The organism is Streptomyces sp. NPDC102360 (genome assembly GCF_044766085.1).
GTDB lineage: Bacteria > Actinomycetota > Actinomycetes > Streptomycetales > Streptomycetaceae > Streptomyces.
In genome coordinates this window covers 144339-166415 of sequence record NZ_JBIWLG010000001.1, presented here as the reverse complement: position 1 = coordinate 166415, position 22077 = coordinate 144339, and the positions used below count along the sequence as shown (strand labels likewise).

Below are 22077 nucleotides of genomic sequence, written 5' to 3'. Positions count from 1 at the left end.
GTCGACCGTCGGTCAGATGAAGTTCAGCGCGGCCGCGCACCCCACGCCGCCGGCCAGCATGAACACCGGCATGAGCACCTTCAGCTCGATCCAGCTGCCGGCCCGGAACCGCAGCGGCTTCGGCGGACCGATCGGGTACCAGCGCCTGCGACCGATCGGGATGGGCCACAGAACCGGGCAGCCCGAGACGGTGAGCGCGTCCCCGATGTCGTGCACCAGCGCGCCGAGCACGATCGGCAGGCCCAGCCACAGGTACTCCTGGCCGGGGTCCGTGAACAGCCAGTCCGAGCCGTTGCCGGGCTGGTCCAGGATGCCCGCGAGTATCCACGCGCTGGTCGCCGCGAGCAGCCATACGAGGAGGTCGCTGCTGTGGCCGCGGGCCGCCCGCCACAGCAGGCCCTCGATGGCGAGCACCATGTGCACGAAGAGGATTCCGAGGACGGCCCAGCGGCCGCCGAAGATCGCCAGGGCCGAGGTGCCCGCCCCGATGAGGACCGCCCAGACCCACGTGTGGGTGAGCGTGCGGTGCCCGCCCGAGCGCCGCGGGTCGCCCTGCTTGCGGGTCGCCTTGTAGACCCCGTACGACAGTTTGTCGACGATCTCGCAGAGCCCGCGGGAGATGGGCCCGAAGGCGCCCGAGATGGTCGCCGACTTGTGGTCGAGGTCCGGGGCGAGCGCGGCGCCCGCGCAGATCAGCGCTCCGACGAGGAGGACCGGCCATGGCATCGGGTACCCGGCCGCCGTTGTGGCCGCCCCCACCCCCAGCCAGGCCGCCGCTCCTGACAGCGAGTGTGCCGGTCCCATCATGGCTGTGTTCCGCCCCTGTTTCTGTTGTGCCGGCCGCGCGCGATGTGCCGACATGTCGCTTATTGCTGCGCCGAGTTGCCCCGTGAGGGCCGCGCGCGTGCTGACGCCCCGTCGGCGACCCAGCGTAGCCTTCGTGATCTTCGCTCGGACATCCGATTGCCGGATCGAGCCGCAAGGCAGGCAAGATGGTGCCGTGACCCTTATCGATCAGCTGCCGAAGACCGCCGACCCGGACGCCCTCTACGACGCCTTCGAGTCGTGGTCCGAGGAGCGTGGGCTCACCCTCTATCCCCACCAGGAGGAGGCGCTGATCGAGGTGGTGTCGGGCGCGAACGTGATCGTTTCGACGCCCACCGGGTCCGGCAAGTCCATGATCGCCGCCGGTGCGCACTTCGCCGCACTCGCCCGCGACGAGGTCACCTTCTACACCGCTCCGATCAAGGCGCTGGTGTCCGAGAAGTTCTTCGAGCTGTGCAAGCTCTTCGGCACGGAGAACGTCGGCATGCTGACCGGCGACGCCTCCGTGAACGCGGACGCGCCTGTCATCTGCTGCACCGCCGAGGTCCTCGCGTCCATCGCGCTGCGCGACGGCGCGCAGGCCGATATCGGCCAGGTCGTGATGGACGAGTTCCACTTCTACGCGGAGGGGGACCGAGGCTGGGCCTGGCAGATTCCGCTGCTCGAGCTGCCGCAGGCACAGTTCATCCTGATGTCGGCGACGCTCGGCGACGTCTCCATGTTCGAGAAGGACCTCACGCGCCGCACCGGCAGGACCACGTCGGTGGTCCGCTCGGCCACGCGCCCCGTGCCGCTCTCCTACGAGTACCGGCTCACGCCGATCACCGAGACGCTCACCGAGCTCCTGGAGACCAAGCAGGCGCCCGTCTACATCGTGCACTTCACGCAGGCGCAGGCCGTCGAGCGCGCGCAGTCGCTGATGAGCATCAACATGTGCACGCGCGCGGAGAAGGACCAGATCGCCGAGCTGATCGGCAACTTCCGGTTCACCACCAAGTTCGGCCGCAACCTGTCCCGTTACGTACGCCATGGCATCGGTGTGCACCACGCCGGCATGCTGCCGAAGTACCGCCGCCTGGTCGAAAAGCTCGCCCAGGCGGGCCTGTTGAAGGTCATCTGCGGCACCGACACCCTCGGCGTCGGCGTCAACGTGCCCATCCGCACGGTGTTGTTCACCGCCCTCACCAAGTACGACGGCACGCGCGTACGGACTCTGCGCGCGCGGGAGTTCCACCAGATCGCGGGCCGCGCGGGCCGCGCCGGGTTCGACACGGCCGGCCTCGTCGTGGCGCAGGCGCCCGAGCACGTCATCGAGAACGAGAAGGCTCTCGCGAAGGCGGGCGACGACGCCAAGAAGCGCCGCAAGGTCGTCCGCAAAAAGGCTCCCGAGGGTTTCGTCGCCTGGTCGGAAAGCACCTTCGAGAAGCTGATCGGCTCCGACCCGGAGCCGCTCACTTCGCGCTTCCGTGTCACGCACACGATGCTCCTGTCGATCATCGCCCGCCCGGGCAACGCCTTCGACGCGATGCGGCACCTCCTCGAGGACAACCACGAGCCGCGCAAGGCGCAGCTGCGGCACATCCGCCGGGCCATCGCGATCTACCGCTCGCTCCTGGACGGCGGCATCGTCGAGAAGCTGGACACGCCGGATCCGACCGGCCGCATCGTGCGCCTGACCGTCGACCTGCAACAGGACTTCGCGCTCAACCAGCCACTGTCGACGTTCGCCCTCGCCTCGTTCGACCTGCTCGACCAGGAGTCGCCCTCGTACGCCCTGGACATGGTGTCCGTCGTGGAGTCCACGCTCGACGACCCGCGGCAGATCCTGCACGCCCAGCAGAACAAGGCGCGCGGCGAGGCCGTGGCGCTGATGAAGGCGGACGGGGTCGAGTACGAGGACCGCATGGAGCGCCTCCAGGACATCAGCTACCCCAAGCCCATGGAGGAGCTGCTCTTCCACGCGTACGACACGTACCGGCAGAGCCACCCGTGGGTCGGGGACCACCCGCTGTCGCCGAAGTCCGTGATCCGCGACATGTACGAACGCGCCATGACCTTCACGGAGTTCGTCTCCTTCTACGAGCTCGCCCGCGTCGAGGGGATCGTCCTGCGCTACCTGGCGAGCGCGTACAAGACGCTCGACCACACGGTGCCCGACGACCTGAAGTCGGAGGACCTGGAGGACCTGATCGCCTGGCTCGGCGAAATGGTGCGCCAGGTCGACTCGAGCCTCTTGGACGAGTGGGAGCAGCTCGCCAACCCGGGTGAGATGACCGCCGAGGAGGCCCAGGAGAAGGCCGACCAGGTCAAGCCGGTCACGGCGAACGCGCGCGCCTTCCGGGTCCTCGTCCGCAATGCCATGTTCCGCCGCGTCGAACTCGCGGCGCTCGACAACGTCGAGGAACTCGGTGAGATGGACGGCGACTCGGGCTGGAACGCGGATGCCTGGGGCGACGCGATGGACAAGTACTGGGACGAGTACGAGGACCTCGGCACAGGACCGGACGCGCGCGGCCCCAAACTGCTCATGATCGAGGAGGACCCGGAGCACGGGCTGTGGAAGGTGCGCCAGACCTTCGCGGACCCGAACGGCGACCACGACTGGGGCATCAGCGCCGAGGTCGACCTCGCGGCCTCCGACGCCGAGGGCCGTGCCGTCGTCCGGGTCACGGACGTCGGTCAGTTGTAGATCCAAGGACGGTTGGACGGTAGGTTCCGGCCGCGCCCCTGCACCGGAGTCCTCCGGCCGCACACACGAGAGAGAACCCCCCATGACGAATCCTGCGGAGAAGCTCGTCGACCTGCTCGACCTGGAGCAGATCGAGGTCAACATCTTCCGCGGACTCAGCCCGGACGAGTCCCTCCAACGCGTCTTCGGCGGGCAGGTGGCGGGCCAGGCCCTGGTGGCGGCGGGACGCACCACCGAGGGCGACCGCCCCGTGCACTCGCTGCACGCGTACTTCATTCGCCCGGGGCGCCCCGGCGTGCCGATCGTGTACCAGGTCGAGCGGATGCGCGACGGGCGCTCGTTCACCACGCGGCGTGTCACCGCCGTGCAGCAGGGCCGCACGATCTTCAATCTCACCGCCTCCTTCCACAAGCCCGAAGAGGGTGCCTTCGAGCACCAGTTGCCGCCGGCCCGGCAGGTGCCGGACCCGGATTCGCTGCCGACGATCGCCGACGAGGTACGGGGCCATCTGGGCGCGCTGCCCGACGCCCTGGAGCGGATGGCCCGCCGCCAGCCCTTCGACATCCGCTATGTCGACCGGCTGCGCTGGTCACCCGAGGACATCGAGGCGGCCGAGCCGCGCAGCGCGGTGTGGATGCGTGCCGTGGGCCCCCTCGGCGACGATCCGCTCGTGCACACCTGCGCGCTCACCTACGCGAGCGATATGACGCTGCTCGACGCGGTGCGTCTGCCGATCGAACCGCTGTGGGGCCCGCGCGGCTTCGACATGGCCTCGCTCGACCACGCCATGTGGTTCCACCGTCCTTTCCGTGCCGATGAGTGGTTCCTGTACGACCAGGAATCGCCGATCGCGACGGGTGGCCGCGGCCTGGCCCGTGGCCGCATCTACGACACGGAGGGCCGCCTGCTGGTCTCCGTGGTCCAGGAAGGGCTTTTTCGTCCGTATAATCCAGGTCACAATTCGAACGTTTAGCTCGAATTACGGTGCCGCCGCACGCCGCAGGTAGCGCGATGGACCGGACGCGCCACGACGCTACCTCCGGCGGCGGGCGTCCAGGGCGGGTTCTCGTGGTGCGGGCGCAGCTCTGACCAGCACTTGTAGATCTACGCCTACTCTCTCCTGGGTGGCGAAGGATTCGGCGGCCGTGGAGGCTCCGAGAGGTGCCAGCAGTCGAGGAGCCGTCAATCATCGTGGCGTTCGGCCAGGCCTCTAAGGCAGCGAGCCGGTCCGGATTCCATCAGGGCCGGCTGCAACTCTTCACGGGCTCGGTGGAGATGTTCCGGCTAAGAACGGCTTACACAATGAGGGGCATCGCCCCTGGCAGCCGTGCCTGACAGGGCAGTTCAGTTGGACGTTGTCCGGGCCGTGGGGACTTCACCGTGGATCGTGCTGGACGACCTCTGGGAGCGGATCGAGCCGCTGCTACCGAAGAAGGAGCGGCGGTTCCGGCACCCCGGGCACCCGTCCGGCCCCGGACCGCTAGGCGCTGTGCGGAATCCTGGACCTCCCTCCACCGGTGCAGCGGGCCCGCCGCCTGACCACCAAGGAGACGGTCAAGCTGCTCGGCGTGAAGCCCGAGACGGTGTACCCGTACGTGAGTTGCGGACAGCTCACCGGCAGGCGCGGCGAGAGCCGTCGCAGCAGCACCTTCGACATACCTCCGTACGACGGCAGCCCGACCGGTTCTCCGCCAGAAGACTCTTGACGCATCGCTCGACTCGGGCGCCCTCGCCGTGGTGCAACAGAACGGATACCGCTCCAGGATGCGAGCGGACGGAAAGGCCGCGAAGTGAACGATTGCTAACGGAGTCCACTGGGGCACACGTTGGACATGGCGCCGGTTTTCGCGAACTGAGCATCCCTCCGTGCGCCTCCTCTCCGCCTGCTGCAGATCAGAGCCGCTCGACACCCTGGGAGACGAGCAAGTTGGGCGGCCAACCGCGGCCGCCGCCAAGCCCTCGGGCTCCCTGCCTCTCGCCTGGGACGACCGGCGCGCGGTCGCCTAAGTCGGGGATTGTCATGGCCACACGCAGTCAAGAGAATCGTTGATGTGAGGCGGACTCGCGAGTAGCACCGCGCGCTTGGTCCAGGCATGAAGTGGGGCCCGCGCGCATCAGCAGCGCATGCGCTGGGAGTTGCCGAGCAAGGCCATCGACGATCCGTCCCTGACCGCCGTTCGACACCTACGACAAGAACAACCCCAGCCCAGAAGCACCGCTACCAACGTCTGGTACATCAATGCGTTCCACCTGCACCTGGCCGGGCCTCGTAGATATCGAGGAGCGCTTCGGTCACCTGCGCGGGCTCGTCCAGAACCCTGTGATGCGCGAGTACTGGAACGTGTCTCGCTGTGCTCCGTGTGGGGACTCAAGTGCTGCCCCGCCGTGGTGCGTTCGGCCGCATCGTCGACGGCCTCATCCAGCAACTGAAGGAGGCGGAGCCTGAAGAGTGGTGGGTCGTGAGGGCTGTCTGGCGCCCACCAGAGCGCACGCCCATACGGGTGGGATTACACGACAAGTGCCTTGTAAAAACACAGCACCGCGCCCCCATCGCCCCAAACGACGCACTACATTGCAGGCCCGACATCGCACCCGGAGGAAGAGCCAGTCGATTGATGCACAATCCGTGTGAGTGCCACCCAGTGGTTCGGATCTACCATCCGCCACTACCGACGGCCCACGACTGACTCGCCGTTAGACGAGTAGGCCCCGGCCACACCACGCACAGAGGCGGCCCCGTCGCTGCAACGACGAGACCGCCGTGCATTCCGCTACCCACCCTTGCGACAAGAGGAGCTTTGGCATGCCCGACGAGCGTACTAGTGACCCGGACGAGAACAGCGCAGGTGGCGACCTTCCGGGCCGGCAGGAGGGTGAAGGCGCAGGTCGTCCCCGGTGGAGGCGATACTCCGCCCTCGTCGCAGGCAGCGTCACAGCCGGCCTCGGTGGCGCCGTCGGCACCGGTGCTGGGCAGTGGCTCCTGGAGCAGCTGGGACACCTCCTGACCTGACGCCACCGATGTGTTCGAGAGATGGCCAGGCACCAGAGCCCACAGGGACACACTCCTGTGGGCTCGCCGCGACACCAAACGCCCCACGAGGCCGCCCGAGGGCTCACCCCAGGTAATGCGTGTCCCGCCAGTCAGTGAGGTGACGCAAGCGCAGACGCTGCGTGTGATGCGCAGGGCACCGAACGCCTCGGCGTTCAGCCAGAGACGGGGCGCGCGCACGTGAGCCGCGCGCGGGCAGTTCACCAGGCAACAACTTCAACGCCACCGAGGTCGAGGCGCTCAGCCGCGAGCACCCGCCCCGCATCCCGGTGTACCGATATCGCGTCCAGGGTGTCGAGCGCACGGCTGCGCGCCCCGCCGTGCAGCGGCTCGGACAGTGCCCCGACCGCCCCGACCAGTGAGACCGCGTTATCGGCCCCGGTCGACGCGATGACACGGCCCGTGAACGTTGACGCATTGAATCCGTGATCAATGGTTGAGATCAGGTATTGCTCGATGGCTCGTGCATGCGCGGGGTCGGGCTCCGAACCCGTCAACATGTACAGGTAGTTGGCCGCGTGCGAGAGATCCTCGCGCGGCTCCACGGGCTCGAGCCCCTCACCGAGTCGAACCAGAGGCAGAAGTAGTACTTCACCGCGCCCGTCGGCGGGAGATCGTGCGGCAGGTAGTCCCACTGGCAGCCGTTCCGCGCCTGGTAGAGCAGGGCAGTGACGATCTCCCTCATCTCGTACCGGCCCGAGTGCACACTCACCGAGGGGTGTTGGGCCTCCCAGGCCGACATCACGGGTTCCACCAGAGCTCAACGCTCGTTGGATAAGTCGCCCTAGTAGAGCTGCCGCTCAGTCACGGCAGGGGTCCAGCACGCCCTCAGGCCCACAAGCAGCCCGAAGCCATCAGGGCCACACGTCCAGTCGACAGCACCACGGACATCAACTCACATATCCCCCTCTGGCAACGAGCGCGCCAGTTGGCCGTCGATTGCTGCCAGACCAGGACTAACGACAGTACAGTGGGCGTCTGTTGGCGCGACGGGGGTAGAGCAGGTGCGAATCGTCGGGATCCACGGGATCAACCAGCACCGGCAGCGGCCGGAGGAACTCGAAAAGGCGTGGCGCGATGTCCTGACGACAGGCCTGCGCAGCGCCTCCCCTGAGGGCACGGCACCGGACATCGGGTTTGAACTGGTCTTCTACGCCGACCTCTTCGATGAGCACCGTGACGACTGGAAAGGTGACCAGGAGCAGCCCATCGACCCGGTGAGTGAACCAGGTCCGGCGGCTCTGCTGGCGGAGTGGGCACAGGCGTTGGACTCGGTTGGCGCCGAAGTGCCGCACGAGGAGCAGAAGGGTGTCGGCGTACCCGCCATCCCACTGTGGACGCAAGCCGTCGTACAGCGTCTGGCGGCTTCGCCCGGCCTGCAGGGATTCGGGGAAGCGGGCGTCCAGCGGCTCGCTCGCCACATGCATGCCTACCTCTCCCATCCAGATGCTCGCCACCTCATCTGGGAGCGGCTGGAGCGGGTCATGCGCAATGAGCCGCCGACCGTGCTCATCGGCCACTCGATGGGGTCGGTTGTGGCTTACGAGTGGCTGCATGGTTCCTCGGACGGTGACCGGGCCGAGCTGCCCCTGCTCGTCACTGCCGGTTCTCCGCTGGGCTGCGGCCCGATCGTCTCGCGGCTGAGTCCGCCACCGTCTCTACCTCCGGGCTTCGGGCGCTGGGTGAACATCGCCGGCCGCTACGACCCCGTCGCCTGGCCCAAACAGCTCGCTCCCCTGTTTGGTGCGGCCGTCCAGGACGAATCGTGTCCGTTCCGGCCGTGGGCCCACAATGCGCGTACATACCTAGCCAGCCGTCCGATGGCCGACGCCGTGCTCGGCGCCCCTCTCTAGCGGTTCCCCAGGGCGGTGCGGCCAGATGACTGACGTCCGGGACAAGTACCGCCGTTGGCTTTACCTGCTCGCCATCGGAGAGTACGCCGAGGACAGCGATCTGCCTCGGCTGTCCCTGGGGCGAGAGGTGCGGGACGTGGAGGCCGCGTTCCGTGCTCTGGGGTACGACACGCTCACGTACCGGCCGGAGGTATCCACCACCCCGGACGAGATCCGGCGGTCGCTGACGGATTGGCTTGCTTCCAAGGGACCCGACGACGTCATTGCGATCTACGTGACTGGGCACGGGGACGTCCTGCCCACGTTGCCCGGTGGCGAACTCTGGCTCTACACGGGGCAATCCCGGCGCCACCGGACTGCCTGCGCGCTCGGGATCCGTGACCTGCTGATGGGGCTGCACGACCAGGAGGAGGCAGCGCAGGTCCGCAATATCCTGCTCGTGCTGGACGTCTGCGGGGCGGGGGCAGGGCTGCAGGACGCCGTGGACCGGGCTAGAGCGGCCGTACCGGCCTGTCATCTTGAGCCCGGCACAGCGACCGGAGTCCACGTGGTGGCCACGGCCCGAGCCGCGGACGCGGCGCATGTCAACGGCTTCTCGGGGCAGTGGCGTTCCGCGATCGAGGCATGGGATGTGGCGGGTCGGGGTGACGACTACCTCGACCTGTCGCAACTGCTGCGCCGCATCCAGGACGATCTGCCGCAGCAAGTCGTCGAGTACGTCCCGATCAACCCGTTAGGCCCGAACGTCTGCCTGCCCAACCCCCGCCACCACCTCACCGGTGTAGACGCGGAAGAGATGGAGGAGTGGTGGGCGCCAGTGGCCCGCGCCGCCCCGCGGAACCCCGCCCACCGCCGGGCGGATGACCCCCGTTGGATGTTCACGGGGCGACGCCGACTCAACGCCCGTCTCACCGCCTGGCTGACGGATGCCCAGGGAGCGCCGGTGCTCATCGTCACCGCCGCTCCTGGGTCGGGCAAGAGCACGGTCCTTGCACGTCTGGTAGCGCTGACCGTGCCAGACTTTAGACGCTGGGTGGAGGCGGGAGCCGTCACGCTGGATTCTGCGCAGACCCCGCCTCCGGACTTCGCGTTCACTGCCACCGTGTGGGCCGCCAACCGCACCACGGAAGAGATCGCTGCCCGGCTCCGCGCGGCACTTGGCCTGCCGCCCGACAGGGATCTGGCCGACCTGGCGGAACGGCAATCGACCGCCTTCCCGCCGGTGATCGCGGTGGACGCCGTGGACGAGGCCCTGGAGCCCCGGCGCTTGGTCCTAGAGGTGCTGCGGCCTCTGGCCCAGGCAGCCGAGCGCGGTGCTCTGCGGATGCTGGTCGCCACCCGCAGGCACCCCGTCGGGCTGGGCGCCGACGGCCCCACGGCCCGTCAGTCGGAACTCATCACCCCGCTGCAACTGCACCCGGACTGGAAGCCGCTGGACCTGGACGTGGAGCCCTGGCGTGAGCCGGGCGACATCGCCGCCTACGCGGAACTCCTCCTGTCGGCTCCGGTGAACCTCTGCGGGCGCACCAATCCGTACGCCGACGACGCCCGAGCCCGACGGGCCCTGGCCCGGGCGATCGAAGAACAGTCACGCCACTCCTTCCTCCTGGCCTCCCTCGTCGTCCGCAAGCACACCCTCGACATCGTGCAGGTGAACCCCCACGCTCCGTCCTGGCGCCGCCGGTTCCCGCGCAGCATCGGGGAAGCCCTGCGGCAGGAGATCGACGCGGCATACGGCGAGGACGAGACGGACCGGATCATGGCGCTGTTGCGTCCTCTGGCCTTCGCCCACACGGTTGGGCTCTCCCGGGGCGACCTTGACGGCGATGATCTGTGGGCCGCCGCGGCCCGAGCCCTGTCGTCCCTCGAAGACGAGCCCCATGTCCTCGCCGAAGTGACGGCCCATGACGTGGACGAACTGCTCGGCAGGCGGATCTCCACGCACCTGGTGGCCCGGTTGGACAAGCGGGGTGACACCGCCTATCGCTTCCACCATCAGGCGCTGGCCGACTCATTTCACACCGCTTCTGAAGGCGTCCGGCTCGCCCATCAGACGATAACTCGAGTGCTGTTGCACAGCCTGGGGCGCGAAGGCGACCGCGACTGGTCCAACGCGACCCCCTATCTGCGACGCGCGCTGCCCTGGCACGCGCGCCAAGGGGAGCTCCTGCCCCGCCTTCTCGACGACGGCGGCTTCCTGGTGCACTGCGACCCCGAACAACTCCACGGCGAGGTGAGCCTGTCCGGGGCCGACGAGGCGTTGTGCATACGCATGATGCTCCGCCCCCTGCTGCATCGGCTGCTGGAACTGCCGGTCCCCGCACGCGCCTTCCTCCTCGCCCTTGCTTCCATCGTCACACCGGGTGCTAACCGCCTGGCCGAGGGCCTCCTGGTCTGGGCGGGAACGGCGGCCCGCCCAGGGGCCTGTGCCTTGCGAGCCTTCTCCGACGAGGCGGTGCTCTCGCCCCCCAGTCGGGGGGTATGGTCCGTGGCGACCGGGCACGACCGTCTCGGACGCCCCCTCGTGGCCACCGGAACGAAACAGGGCATCGACCTGTGGGATCCGGACACATGCGTCCTCTTGGACCGGATCGACACCAACATGGGTTTCGTGGTCGGCCTGGTGTGCTTCACGGACGAGGACGGCTTCCCCGTCCTCGCCGCCGCCGGTGGCCTCGGCGCGGCTGGAGTGTGGGACCTAACCACGCTGGCACCGCGTGGGCACATCCCAGCCGACAGCGGCTTCGGAGAGGACCTCGAGCTTGGGCACATAACCCCTGCACGTCCCTTCCTCATCGGCACCAGAATGGGCCGTGTCGGGTTCTGGGAACCCGGTTCGGCAAGTCCGCCCCAGTTCCTTCCCGAGCCACGGCACCTGCTCACTGGCACGGCCGTCGTCCCTCGTGCGGACGGCCCGGACCTAGTGGCCTATGCCGACGGAGCCTGGGTTCGGCTGTGGGATCCGCACGATCGTCATCCCTTGTCCGAGTTCGAATGCCCCGACGACCTCAACGTCCGCATCCATGGCGGCGGACGGCATCGACAGTGGGGACGGTTGCTCGTCACCACAGGAGTCACGGACGGCTCGGCGTTCGTATGGAATCCCGACGACGGCTCCTTCCAGCCACTGCGCCATGCCGACCAGGTCACGTGCGGCGACTTCGCTACGGACCTGCATGGCCGACACCGGCTGGCCGTCGGGCACGCGGGCGGCTCGGTTCGATTGTTGGAACTCGATCCTCTGCGCGCCATCGCAGAGCCGGCGGAATCGGGACCGACCGTCACCGCCGCCGTCCTCGGCAGCGACGCCGACGGCGGTGTCCTCGCCGCCGCCGTGGACAGCCTGAATGGCGTGCGGGTGTGGGACGAGTCGGGCACGCTGCGGCTGGCCGCGGCACCGAACATGTCCATGAGAGCCATGGCTTTCGGGCAGTCGCGCAGAGGGGCTCCCTACCTGGTCGGCGGCGGGCCCGGCAGCGCCCGGCTGTGGAACCTCACCCCGTTGACAGCGGCGGACGACGAGCGGCTGCACCACGGCACGATCAACGCCTTCATCCCCTTCGAGGCCGACAGGCGCACGTACTTGGCCACAGCCGCCGACGACGGCAGCGTCAGGATCTGGAACACCGCCGGTCAGCTGCTGCACCGGCTGGCCGTCCCATCCGGCTACACCCCTCACATGAGCGCATGGGCAGGGGTGGACAAGCCTCACACCGTACGGCTGGCCGTGTCCACGGCCCACGGGTTGTATCTGTTCGCTCCCCTCGCCGGCCAACTCGTCCGGCACACCGGCCTCGGCTACTGCGGCAGCGTGGACACTGCGACGGACATACGCAACCGGGGCCTGCTCGCCGTGGCTGTCAACCGAGACATCCACGTCATGGACGTGGCCGACGGAAGTTCTCTGGCCAGCGTGACCGTGCCCGAACCGACCGCCCCCGGCGGAACGGCGCTGGACCGGGGCAACGTGACCACCCTGCGCTGGGGTGACCTGGGGAAGGGCACGGGTCTGCTGCTCGCCGCAGGAACCGACCGCGGACAGGTATGGACGTGGCGCTGGACCGGGTCGGGTCTGGCGGAAATCCCGGGGGCGCCTACGGCGGACGGGCCGGTCCTGACCTTGGGATTCGCCCAGTTGTCCGACGCGACCGCACGCCTGGCCGCGGGCAGCAGGAACGGCTCGCTGCTCCTCTGGGATCCACGCACCGGCCAGACTGTCGCGGACCTGTCACGCAAGGGCGAATGGACCAACGGGTTGGCCTCCATGACCATTGCGGCGCGCGAACCGGTGCTGGCCACCACGCACATCTACTCGGGCGGCGCGGCCCTGCGTGGCTGGGACGCGCGCACCGGCTCACTGCTCTACGAGCACAGGTACGACGCCCACATGGGGGAGGCCCGCTGCCCGTGTACAGTGCGTGACCGCCACGGCCGCCCCCTGACAGCCCACCTCCTGGGCGACGCAATAGTCCTTCGCGACCCCTCGGCCCCAGAGGGGCTGCTACATCTGCCGGTCCCCGTCCATGTCAGCGACCTTGTGGCACGCGATGCTTCGCTGTTCGCCGCTGGAGCGGGTGGATTCCTGTCGCTGGCAGTGGACGAGCCGTTTCCGCAACAAGTCATCCACTGAGCGAGCGCCACCCCGAACTCACCCTCGAGCCGGGCGCCGATCCGCTTCGCCGTGTGCCGCTGCTTGCGCGGCGCCTCGAGATCCTCACGCAGCCACGTATCGACCGTCTTCTTGTACGGCTCCATGTGCGGCTAGACGCGCCTGGACACCTTGCGCGGCGCGACCTTCGACGAGACCAACGCCTCCCGGACCAGCCAACGTTGTACTCCTCACTTCCGTGACAACGACCGGATCGACAACTTTTGCTGCCAACTGTCCCGACGGATCCGGTCGAGTAGATCCTGCTTGGACAACAACAAGCGATGCCACTACCCGCGACAGAACCCCGACCAGCGTCCCTCCGCAAGAGCAGCGATGGGGCCACTTCGCGTCGCCATTCGCCCTTAACGCTCCCATACGCCCATGAAGTGTGACCAGTTGGAGTCGCCTCGGTGGGGTCAAGAGAAGCCGCCATAGCCATGGCCCGGAGCATCAGCGACCCCGACCTCACGCTCGGCGCGGCCCTGGTGCAGCTCGAGAGCCGCGACAGGGAGATCACCGCCGGACAGGAAACCGTCCGCCCGCAGATCGCAGAACTGTCTACTCTGCCGGCCGAACTCGACCAGGAGGCGGCGAACGTCACGACGATCCGCCAGACTCCCCTGTCCCTGCCCGGTCCCGAACCGGCGTCGCCAGCCGTCCCCGAGCCCCCAGCCTACGAGTAGATCCTGGGCGCGCTCCCCCGGCGGATGGGTACGAGTAACCACTCCTCAAACCCGTAACACAGTTGTCCATTCCCAACAGAGGGAGCAGGCGGACCTGGTCTTATCAGGGAGTTGTCGCCTTCGTTGGGACGGTCCCAGGCGGGGGCGTCCCAACGAAGGCGTCGGGACGATTCTGATCTTCTGATTCGTTCTCGGGAGTCCCGTGCATTCTGATAGTTGGCGACGGTCGTGACCTGGCCCTGTTCACTTCTTCTGGGATGGCGGTGTCGTTCCTGCGCGGCGCCCGAAAGACGAAGGGGAGACGTGGCGCGTCCTGGTCGGCCAGATCCAGTCCGACGCCCGACCGCTCGAAGGCCGTACACGCGGGCCGGTAACGGGCGGGAGTCTTGGGAACCTCATGCGAGGCTCTGTTCGTCCTTCCCTACCTGAGCGGCCGCAGTATTCGAACTGGCCCTGATACGCGATGGAGGCAGGCGGTTGAGCCAACCCGTAGGCCGGTACGTGTACTGGTCCCAGCGTCTAGTCACCGATGTGATCGACGACAACGGGGTCCGGCTTGCCCCCCGCATCAAGCCCGCACTCAATCTCGGTCTGGCGGGCAATAGCGTCACCCTCGCTGGCAGGGACCAGGAGAACACCACCTTCGACGTCGCCGAGAAGCTCAAAAAGAAGCTCGGCAAGTCGCTCATCACGGACTTCAGTACCCCGGCTTCTGGGCAACTCGTTCAGGGGGCCGGCCATGCCGAGGTGGCGGACTTCCAGACGTGGGGGTACCCGCAGCACCGCCTCCAGCAACGCACTGCTGTGATTCACACACAGGCAATCACGCGGGAGGGGCGAGTCGATCTCTGCTTTTTCGGAAGCCTGAAGAACCTGAGGGGGTTCACTGTCCCGGAGGAGGACTCTGCCGACGGGTGGACCTCGTCGGCTGCCCCAATGATCGAGGAGTTCATCGCCCTCCGGGGTGCAGAGGTGAGCACACGGACGGGAAACGAGTTTCCGTTCGACGATGAGCAGCTTGCCGTAGAGATCCTCAAGGTCGCGATGTCGCAGGGCATTTACAGCGAACCCGCTGCCCATCAGGGGCGTCCCGAGACCCGTGCTTACACAGTGCTGGGGTTTGACGCGACCGAGTACGTCGCTCTCGTTTACAGGGACGTGGTCCTTACTCCGGGACGGTGGGACTTCCGGGTGGACCCGGAGCTGGATGGCGTTCGCAGCATCCTCATCGGGGCTCCTCTATGGATGCGTACGACGCGTCAAGACTCCATCCGACGGTACTTCGGTGAGAACAGGGTGGTGATCCCTCGAACCCTCGGTACATCGAGTACACCCGCACTTGACCCCTCGCAGGTGACACCCCCCGGATCCGGCCACGTGCTCCTTCAACCTCTGCGGGACGGAGATCGTACGCAGGACCGAAATGCCTGATGTCCCCATCCGCACCATGACGACGGCATCACTCATTCAAAGTAGGTAGGTCTCCTGAGAAACCGCTTTAAAATCCAGGCGCGGTCGGATGCTGCGTCACTACGGTGACTGTGTGGCCACGACGAACACGCCCCTAGCGGGCCAACCACTTGCACCGATCTATCCGTACAACGAACCGAGCCAGGCCGTCCTCCTATACGACGGCCCGATCGGCGGGCTAAGAGCAGCCTACGTTTCTGGCCGCGTCGAGTTGACCTGTGCAAACGGACTCAACTTTGAATGGAAGGTCGGAGATGGGGTATCGCCGGACTTCGCGAACCGCGACGAGGTTGCCCTGACTCTCCATCGTCCGGTGGGCGACATGATCATGCTTGGGGTGCCGCGGAACATCGACGGAGGATGGTCGAACGGGGCCTCGTTCGGGAACTCCGGTGCCCCATTGACTCGACTCGTGGTTCATTGGTTCAACCTGCCAAATTGGCATGGCCCGCTGGGGCTGGTGGCGAAGACGGCCGACGGAGAGCAGGAGTGGTCGGGCCGTTGGGTGCATCAATCGAGCGGCTGGGAGATCACGCTCGATGCCCGGCCCGACCATCAGAGGGTTTGGCGCGACCTCCACAAGACTGATGTGTATGTGATGACGCACGTAATGGAGGTGCGTCGTACCGATGGCTCACTCTTTACAGCCGACGAGGTAGAGCCCGTGCTGACAGCGATGCACGTCGGGGTCTCGTTCGCGCTCGGCCGATGGGCCGCTCCCATGCTGTCAGTCGGCCAGGACAGTAGCGGCCACGTGGCGTGGGAGCAGTGGGGAGCCTCCCACTGCGATCCGGCGCGCAAGAGTAGTGATGGCTGGTGGTACGACCAAGATCACCAATCGCTTGGCGACTTCTTGAGCCTGGTGATCGACGCCTTTGCCGACCCAGACCGACTCGCGCCGCTGCGCTTTCAGATGATGTACGCCATCTCCGCCATGCGGAGCCGTGACTTCGTCGAGCCTCGAATCATCATGGGCACAGCTGGCCTGGAACACGCCATGTGGGAACGCCTCGCCCTCAACGGTTCTCTGACAAAGCGGCAGTACAAGCAGTACTCGGCGCATGATTTGTTGCGCAAGGTGCTACTGAGTTCCCAAATCCCCGTTGACATCAACCCTAATCTCCTGCCAGCGGCCGCACAGTATGCCTCTGATGCAAAGGTGAACGAGAATAAGGAAATTGACGGGGCTGACGTCGTAACCTGGGTCAGGAATCGACTGGTACATCCGCAAGAGTCTCAGGAGCCAGTTTATCGACTGGATGGCTTGACGAGGGATGCTTGGCTGCTCGCCCGCCATTACCTAGTGTTGTTGATTCTGAACTCACTGGGATACAACGGCAAATATAGGGACCTCACACAAATCCGAGGCCGGGTGGGCGACTTGGCCAGTGTCCCCTGGGCCTAATTAGAGGGCCTTGGGTGTCTGTAGTTAAGCGCAGCCGAAACACTCGGCGCACTTCTCACGGATAACCCTGAACAGCACACATCGAAGTTTCGAATTACGGCTGACGCCGTACGCCGCAGGTAGCGCGATGGCCGGACGTGCCACGACACTACCTCCGACGGTGGGCGCCCAGGGCGGGTTCCCGCGGTGGCGGCGCGGCCTGACCAGCACTTGCAGGTCTACGCCTGCCCTCTCCTGGGTGGCGAAGGATTCGGCCAGGCCTCCGAGGTGGCGAGCCGGTTCGGGATTCCATCCGGGCCGGCTGCAACTCTTCACGGGATTGCGTCGAGCGAATGGAGAACCCATGGACTGACGACGCCAGCCCACGTTGCCCCTTGCCCATGAAGTGTCCAACTGCGGCAGGCGGCCGGTGCTCACACTCGCGAATGACGTGCGAACTCTCCACGCCTGCAACAGACATCAGGAGCGACGAGGGAGCCCGCACTCCCTGCGGCCTGGCGTCGTTTTGGGGACAGCAGTACTTCCCAGACCTGTACTGGTCGCGGTGTGACGTAGCAGGGTGGAACCAGCGAACGTCGAGGAGAAGATGGGGCGCGATGGGGCACGCACGTAACTCCGAGGTCAAGCAGGCGCTGATGCGGATCCCTCGGCGAGCCGAGAGTGCCGACCGGCAGGACCTTGCGGCCACGTTCGTGTCGGTGGGCTCGCTGTCAGCGATACTGCAATCAGCCGACCACCAGATCCTTTACGGGCGCCGGGGGACCGGAAAGACACACGCACTGCACTACCTTGGCGCCCAGGTCGAGCAACATGGCGACCTCGCTATCTGTATCGATCTGCGGACCGTCGGCTCAACCGGAGGCCTCTACGCCGACAGCAACCTCGACGCCACCCACCGCGGAACGCAGCTGCTCATCGACGCCATCGAGGCTATGCATGAGCAGTTACTCACCGTGGCTGTCGAGGGCGAAGTAGCGGACCAGGCAGCACTGTTGCGGGCACTGGACGCACTGGCCGACGCAGCTACTTCGGTCGAAGTCGTCGGCGAGGTGGAGCGGGAAACCACCCTCACTGACTCTACGGAGACCACGCACGGCGGCGGTGTGACCGTATCGACCGGTTCCCTGTCGGGGAACCTCTCAGCCTCTCAGCACGCGGCCATGTCGGCCCAGGGAAGACTGCGCCGCACCGGGGTCGAGCGTCACCACGTCGTGTTCGGACCACTGTCCCGCGCTCTGCGCGACGTTGTCGCCTCCCTCGGCGGTGCACGCCTGTGGCTGCTGCTGGACGAGTGGAGCAGCGTGCCGCTGGACCTGCAACCACTGCTGGCGGACCTCATCCGGCGTGCCGTGCTCCCCGTCTCCGGCTGCACCGTGAAGATGGCCGCCATCGAGCGCAGGGCGCGCTTCCGACTGCCGGGCGAAGACGGCGACTACCTCGGGATCGAGGTGGGCGCAGACGCAGCGACCGCCATCAGCCTCGATGATTTCTTGATCTTCGACAATGCGCCGGCACAGGCTCAGCAGTTCTTCCAGCAACTGTTCTACAACCACGTGTGCACCCACCTGTCGCCCGACCTCCGTGACCGGCTGAACAGTCCTTCTGCGTTCGTCCAATCGGCCTTCAAGAGAAACGCATTCACTGAACTCGTTCGTGCCGCGGAAGGGGTGCCCAGGGATGCCATCAACATCGCCGCGCTGGCATCCCAGCACGCCCGCGAAGGCTCGATCGATCTGCACGACGTACGCCGAGCAGCCCGCGACTGGTACCTACGAGACAAGCAGACCGCGATCAGCGCCAACCAGCCTGCCCATCGCCTGCTTCGACTGCTGATCGACGAGGTCGTCGGCCAACGGCGGGCCCGCACGTTCCTGCTCGACCAGTTCGCTGCGGCCAGCCACGACCTGATCCACGACCTCTACGAGGCAAGGCTGCTGCACGTGTTGCGCCGGGGCATGGTCGACCGGGAACGCCCAGGAAGCCAGTACGACGGCTTCGCCATCGACTACGGCTGCTACGTGGCGCTGTTGCTCGACGACGCGGACTTCGAGTTCAAGGGCGGCTGGTACGAGCTGTGGCTCAAGGCACCCAAGGACCTCGCGCCGGACAACTTCTCCCTACAACGCTCCGTACTCGACCTCGACACACTCACCCATCGGTGATGTGCCACGACGCCATCATGATGAAGACCGTCATGACCGAGCGGTACTGCGACAAGGGCCACATCGGCGCACTCACGCTTTGAACCGACCACGAGCACCCACGCCGGCACACAGCCCAAAAGTCCAGCGTCGCCCAAACACTCAGCGCACACGCGAGTCCGCCGCCTCCCACCATCTGCCCACAGCCCCTCGCAGTCCAGGCGCATGGAGAGCCGCTTCCAGGAAGGGCTGTTCCGCAAGCTCGAGGGCTGACCGAGCGGGAGGCCGGTTCGCGCAGGGTGACTGAACCGGCGGGGGCCGCGCGGCGGTTCAGTTTCCTCTTCCGGTGAGGCGGGACCACAGGCTCCGCGGCCTCGCCTCCAGAGGTTCGGCCGTGGGCTCCGGCAAGGGCTCAAGCGACGCCGCCGCGGGCTCCATGTGCCCGGTGGGCCGTGGTGCCGGGCGCCGCGCTCGGGCCTCCTCCAGGTTGAGCAGCAGGTTCCCGCGCAGCCAACTGATCTCGTCCGGGTCGTCGGCGGTCAGAATGCGCTGCACGATCGCGGCGTTCGGCGACTCCGGCGCTCCGTACCAGAACTCGTCGGGCCGCAGCCGTTGCAGATGAGCCCGCTCGTACGGGCTCACGACGAGTTCCGCGAGCTGCGCCGGGTCCAGGAGCGTGGCGACGGCCGCCGCTCGCTCCCAGGGGCCGTCGGCCTGCCCGAGCAGATACCCGGCGTGCCTGGCCCGCCAGTTCTTCGGCCGCAGATCCGCACCGGCCTGCAGCCTGGCGCGCACCCTGTCGGGCGCCCGCCCCGTCAGGAGCGGCCCGTTGACCTCGGCCCCCGCGAACTCCCGGAGTTCCTGGGCGAGGTACAGCCACACCACTGTCCGGTACCGGTTGACGTAGAACTTCGCGGGCGTCAGCATCCCGGCGCGAGCCAGCCTGGTGAAGCGGGTCGACGGGATGTCCATGAGCTCGGCACCCTCCGTCGTGCCCACGACCCTTACCTGCTCGAGCAGCGTGTTCGGGAACCCCTCGGCCTCACGGATGCGGTCGATCTCCTCGCGCGGGACGCGGCGTCGGCCGCCGCCCGGCGCCGGGACGGTACGGATGCGGCCCAGCCGGACGGCCAGGTCGAACTCGCCGCGTTTCAGCCCCAGTTCACGCGCCGCGCTGCTCTGGGGCCTGGTCATGATGTCGCCTTGCACGATGGTTCTCCCCCGTCTGCACATCAGACACAGTCACTCTCCGTGACCGCTCGAGAGAACCGTAGCCCGGATCACCCAGCTCCGTGCGGGCCTGTGGATAACCTCTCCGGACCTTGAGTTGCCGCAGGTCAGAGCTCTGCGATGGGACCCCGGTCCGGGTTGCGCGCGCCGACGGTCAGATGTTCGCCGACCCGGTGCACCAGCAGTGTCATCTCGTACGCGACCTGCCCGATGTCCGCCTCGGCCGCGCTGAGCACGCACAGGCAGCTGCCCTCGCCCGCCGCGGTGACGAACAGCACCGCGTCGTCGAACTCGACCATCGTCTGGCGTACTCCGCCGGTGCCGAAGTACCGGCCGGAGCCCTTGGCGAGACTGTGCAGTCCGGACGAGACCGCGGCGAGGTGCTCGGCGTCCTCGCGGCGCAGGCCCGTGCTCGCCCCCGTCACCAGGCCGTCGTTGGACAGGACCAGGGCGTGCCGCACATGTTCGACGCGCTGTGTCAGGTCGTCCAGCAGCCAACCGAGTCCTTCGTACTGCTGCCCCATGATCCCCTGTCCCCGCTTCCCTGTGGCTCCCCGCCCCGGAGGGGATCCGCTCCCCTGCCCGGAGGATCTCACTCGCAAGCCTTCCCCACCGTGGGCATCCGGGCAAGGAGGATGGGCCCATGGCACACAAGATGACCGATGAACAATGGAAGGCCTTCGTCTCCGAGGGCACTCACACCGCCAAGTTGTCCACTGTGCGGGCCGACGGCAGCCCGCACATCGCGCCCGTCTGGTTCGTTCTCGATGGCGACGACATCGTGTTCAACACCAACAAGGACACGGTCAAGGGCCGCAACCTGGCCCGGGACGGGCGGGTCGCCCTCTGCGTCGACGACGAGCGGCCCCCGTTCTCGTTCGTGTCGATCCAGGGCCGCGCCGAACTCAGCGAGGACCCGGACGAACTGTTGGATTCGGCCACCAGGATCGGCGGCCGGTACATGGGCGCGGACCGCGCCGAGGAGTTCGGCCGGCGCAACGCGGTCCCGGGTGAACTCGTCGTCCGCGTACGGGTCGAGAAGGTCGTGGCGCTGGGCGACATGACCGGCTGAACGCGCCGGCCACGAGCGTCAGCCCACGGAGTCGAGCAGCCGGGCGGAGTGCATGCGCCCGGCGTACTCGACCAGTCTGATCAGCACCTCCTTCCCCGAGTCACGGTCCCGTGCGTCGCACAGCACCACAGGAGTCCCGCGGTCGAGGTCCAGGGCACGGGCCACGTCCTGCGCCCCGAAGGCCCTGCTGTCCGCGAAGCAGTTCACCGCCACGACGAACGGAATGTGCCGGTGCTCGAAGTAGTCCACGGCGGGGAAGCAGTCCTCGAGCCGCCGGGTGTCCGCGAGGACCACGGCGCCGAGCGCGCCCTGCGAGAGCTCGTCCCACAGGAACCAGAAGCGGTCCTGGCCCGGCGTACCGAACAGGTAGAGCGACAGGCCGGACCTGATGGTGATGCGGCCGAAGTCCATGGCGACGGTCGTGGTCGTCTTGCGTTCGACCGCTCCGGTGTCGTCCACGTGCTGACCCAGTTCGCTCAGGCGTTCCTCGGTGCGCAGCGGCCTGATCTCGCTGACCGCGCCGACGAGGGTGGTCTTGCCCACCCCGAATCCGCCTGCGACCAGTATCTTCAGGGCCAGGGCGGCGGTGGCGCCTTCGGCCGTGGTGTCAGAGTGCTCTGAGTCCATCGATGACTTCTCTCAGGATCTTCTCGTCAGGTAGCTGGGCGGGCGGGACCGGCCTGCTGACCTTCACGCAGGCCAGTTCCAGCAGGTCGCCGAGGAGCACACGGACCACGCCCACGGGCACATCGGTGCCTGCGGCCAGTTCGGCGACCGTCTGGGTCTCCGTGCGGCACAGATCGATGATCGACCGGTGCTCGGGACCGAGGGCGGTGTCTTCGTCGGCGCCGGGCGCCGCGGTGTCGAGTGTCACCAGGGCGATCAGGTCGAAGTGCGCTCCACGGGGCCCAGGCGCGGTCCGGCCACCGGTCATCGCGTAGGGGCGGACCAGGGGCCCGGCCTCTTGATCGAACCACTGGCTGCCGGGGTCGTTGTCGTTCATGTCGCC

16 protein-coding genes and 2 pseudogenes are annotated in these 22077 nt (G+C 67.3%); 11 read left to right on the top strand and 7 right to left on the bottom strand.

What is annotated here, in order from left to right; translation table 11 throughout:
• Positions 1-12: 12 nt before the first annotated feature.
• The gene (locus ACIRHA_RS00790) at positions 13-807 is read right to left on the bottom strand and encodes a metal-dependent hydrolase (protein ID WP_403838357.1); all 795 of its coding nucleotides are present in this window, start codon (positions 805-807) and stop codon (positions 13-15) included.
• Positions 808-1000: 193 nt separating this feature from the next.
• Here ACIRHA_RS00790 and ACIRHA_RS00785 point away from each other — a divergent pair, with 193 nt between their 5' ends.
• From ACIRHA_RS00785 to ACIRHA_RS00770, 4 genes and pseudogenes are all read left to right on the top strand, one after another.
• Entirely contained in the window at positions 1001-3514 is a 2514-nt protein-coding gene (locus ACIRHA_RS00785) for a DUF3516 domain-containing protein (RefSeq protein ID WP_403838355.1), read from the top strand.
• Between the two features lie 82 nt (positions 3515-3596).
• Complete coding sequence (locus tag ACIRHA_RS00780) at positions 3597-4487, top strand: acyl-CoA thioesterase (RefSeq protein ID WP_403838353.1); 891 nt, start codon at positions 3597-3599, stop codon at positions 4485-4487.
• A 544-nt stretch (positions 4488-5031) separates the two neighbouring features.
• A complete protein-coding gene (locus tag ACIRHA_RS00775) occupies positions 5032-5220 on the top strand; it encodes a hypothetical protein (protein ID WP_403842229.1) in 189 nt (62 codons plus the stop codon).
• 409 nt (positions 5221-5629) lie between these two features.
• Positions 5630-5944 (top strand): annotated as a pseudogene (locus ACIRHA_RS00770) (hypothetical protein); the annotation flags it as partial.
• Positions 5945-6796: 852 nt separating this feature from the next.
• On the opposite strand, the pseudogene ACIRHA_RS00765 reads toward ACIRHA_RS00770, so the two are convergent.
• A pseudogene (locus ACIRHA_RS00765) lies at positions 6797-7150 on the bottom strand (citrate/2-methylcitrate synthase); the annotation flags it as partial.
• Positions 7057-7305, bottom strand: a complete 249-nt coding sequence (locus ACIRHA_RS00760; protein WP_403838351.1) for a transposase — start codon at positions 7303-7305, stop codon at positions 7057-7059. The gene ACIRHA_RS00760 and the pseudogene ACIRHA_RS00765, both read right to left, overlap by 94 nt.
• A 262-nt stretch (positions 7306-7567) precedes the next feature.
• Here ACIRHA_RS00760 and ACIRHA_RS00755 point away from each other — a divergent pair, with 262 nt between their 5' ends.
• From ACIRHA_RS00755 to ACIRHA_RS00730, 6 genes are all read left to right on the top strand, one after another.
• The gene (locus ACIRHA_RS00755; RefSeq protein WP_403838349.1) at positions 7568-8416 is read left to right on the top strand and encodes a hypothetical protein; all 849 of its coding nucleotides are present in this window, start codon (positions 7568-7570) and stop codon (positions 8414-8416) included.
• A 136-nt stretch (positions 8417-8552) separates the two neighbouring features.
• Positions 8553-13046, top strand: a complete 4494-nt coding sequence (locus ACIRHA_RS00750; RefSeq protein ID WP_403838347.1) for a hypothetical protein — start codon at positions 8553-8555, stop codon at positions 13044-13046.
• Positions 13047-13504: 458 nt separating this feature from the next.
• On the top strand, positions 13505-13750 hold the full coding sequence (locus ACIRHA_RS00745) for a hypothetical protein (protein ID WP_403838345.1): 246 nt from the start codon (positions 13505-13507) through the stop codon (positions 13748-13750).
• Between the two features lie 531 nt (positions 13751-14281).
• Positions 14282-15181: a hypothetical protein gene (locus tag ACIRHA_RS00740; RefSeq protein ID WP_403838343.1), complete on the top strand. Its 900-nt coding sequence runs from the start codon at positions 14282-14284 to the stop codon at positions 15179-15181.
• A gap of 112 nt (positions 15182-15293) precedes the next feature.
• The gene (locus ACIRHA_RS00735; RefSeq protein ID WP_403838341.1) at positions 15294-16625 is read left to right on the top strand and encodes a hypothetical protein; all 1332 of its coding nucleotides are present in this window, start codon (positions 15294-15296) and stop codon (positions 16623-16625) included.
• A gap of 596 nt (positions 16626-17221) precedes the next feature.
• The gene (locus ACIRHA_RS00730; RefSeq protein ID WP_403838339.1) at positions 17222-18787 is read left to right on the top strand and encodes a hypothetical protein; all 1566 of its coding nucleotides are present in this window, start codon (positions 17222-17224) and stop codon (positions 18785-18787) included.
• Between the two features lie 309 nt (positions 18788-19096).
• Here the strand turns inward: ACIRHA_RS00730 and ACIRHA_RS00725 are convergent, their stop codons facing one another.
• Together ACIRHA_RS00725 and ACIRHA_RS00720 are read right to left on the bottom strand one after the other, a co-directional pair.
• On the bottom strand, positions 19097-19960 hold the full coding sequence (locus ACIRHA_RS00725; RefSeq protein WP_403838337.1) for a DUF6397 family protein: 864 nt from the start codon (positions 19958-19960) through the stop codon (positions 19097-19099).
• Positions 19961-20103: 143 nt separating this feature from the next.
• Positions 20104-20520, bottom strand: a complete 417-nt coding sequence (locus tag ACIRHA_RS00720; RefSeq protein WP_403838335.1) for a roadblock/LC7 domain-containing protein — start codon at positions 20518-20520, stop codon at positions 20104-20106.
• A gap of 119 nt (positions 20521-20639) precedes the next feature.
• Here ACIRHA_RS00720 and ACIRHA_RS00715 point away from each other — a divergent pair, with 119 nt between their 5' ends.
• Positions 20640-21068, top strand: a complete 429-nt coding sequence (locus ACIRHA_RS00715; RefSeq protein WP_403838333.1) for a PPOX class F420-dependent oxidoreductase — start codon at positions 20640-20642, stop codon at positions 21066-21068.
• A gap of 18 nt (positions 21069-21086) precedes the next feature.
• Here the strand turns inward: ACIRHA_RS00715 and ACIRHA_RS00710 are convergent, their stop codons facing one another.
• Both ACIRHA_RS00710 and ACIRHA_RS00705 read right to left on the bottom strand, forming a co-directional pair.
• Entirely contained in the window at positions 21087-21695 is a 609-nt protein-coding gene (locus ACIRHA_RS00710; protein ID WP_403838331.1) for a GTP-binding protein, read from the bottom strand.
• Positions 21676-22071, bottom strand: coding sequence for a DUF742 domain-containing protein (locus tag ACIRHA_RS00705; RefSeq protein WP_403838329.1), 396 nt, complete (start codon positions 22069-22071; stop codon positions 21676-21678). The genes ACIRHA_RS00710 and ACIRHA_RS00705 overlap by 20 nt, the downstream gene beginning before the upstream one ends.
• Between the last annotated feature and the right edge of the window lie 6 nt (positions 22072-22077).